The 1392-nt window shown below is 69.0% G+C and carries 1 protein-coding gene; it reads left to right on the plus strand.

What is annotated here, in order from left to right; all coding sequences use genetic code 11:
• Nucleotides 1-231 precede the first annotated feature (231 nt).
• A partial coding sequence (locus tag B0E53_RS36495; RefSeq protein ID WP_107079920.1) for an IS110 family transposase occupies nt 232-1392 on the plus strand: 1161 nt, incomplete at its 3' end.

The following is a 1392-nucleotide window of genomic DNA, read 5'->3' on the forward strand; positions in this document are numbered from 1 at the left end:
GTCCTTAAGTTCGAAGGGTCAGTAGGTTGTGCTGACGACCCGAGCGGGTCGGGTGTGGCTGTTGGGTTGGTTGCCGGCCCTTCGGGCGCGGCTTGAAAGGACTGGCCGCCCGGCCCGCTTGGACTTCCCTGGCCGCTGATTGAGATCTGCGATGTGTCGCTGTTTAAGGACCTGACGGCGGGGTTGTCCGGGGTTTGACGAGGTAGAACGGCGTCGGGGAGGACAGGGGTGATCGAGTCCGGCTGGGCCGGTGTTGATGTCGGTAAGGAACACCATTGGGTGACCTTGCTCGACCCGGACGGTGCGGTGCTGCTGTCGCGGAAGGTCGCCAACGACGAGCGTGAGATCGCGCAGGTCATCGCCGACTGCGCTGTGGCAGCGAGGCAGGTGCAGTGGACGGTCGACCTGACCACCGTCGAGGCGGCCCTGCTGCTGAGCGTGTTGTGGGCTAACGACCAGCCGGTCAGGTACCTGTCCGGCCGCTCGGTCCACCACGCGGCCCGGGTGTATCGCGGTGAGGGCAAGACCGACGCGCGCGACGCCCGGGTCATCGCCGATCAGTCCCGGATGCGCCGGGATCTGCCGGTGCTGCGACCCGGTGACGATCTGATCGCCGAGCTGCGCATGCTCACCGGCCGCCGCACCGATCTGGTCGCCGACCGCACCCGGACGATCAACCGGCTGCGCCAGCAGTTGACCGCGGTGTGCCCGGCGCTGGAACGCGCCGCCGACATCGCCAACCACCGTGGTTGGGTAATCCTGTTGGCCCGCTACCAGCGTCCCAAGGCGATCCGCCGCGCCGGCGTCGACCGGCTCACCGCGCTGCTGGCCGGTGCCAGGGTGCGTAACGCCGCCACGATTGCCGAGGCTGCCGTCACCGCGGCGAAGTCGCAGACCGTACGTCTGCCCGGCGAGGACGTGGCCGCCGAGCTGGTAGCCGCCCTCGCGAAGGAGGTGATCGACCTCGACACGCGGATCAAGCAGGCAGACACCGCGATCGAGGACCGGTTTCGCCGTCACCGCCTGGCCGACGTGATCGTCTCCATGCCCGGATTCGGATACCGGCTCGGCGCGGAACTGCTCGCCGCGATCGGCGACCCCGACCTGATCAGCTCCGCCGATCACCTGGCCGCCTATGCCGGCCTTGCCCCGGTCGCCAACGACTCCGGCAAGCGGACCGGCAGGCTGCACACACCTAGCCGCTACAACCGCCGGCTGCGCCGGGCGATGTACATGTCCGCGCTGACCAGCATGCGTGGCCACCCCGAATCCCGCGCCTACTACGACCGCAAACGCGCCGAAGGCAAACGCCCGATCCAAGCCGTCATCTGCCTGGCCCGGCGCCGCACGAACGTGCTGTGGGCCCTCATCCGCGACAACCGCGCCTGGCAG

The organism is Micromonospora sp. MH33 (genome assembly GCF_003013775.1).
Taxonomy (GTDB): Bacteria; Actinomycetota; Actinomycetes; order Mycobacteriales; family Micromonosporaceae; genus Micromonospora; species Micromonospora fulviviridis.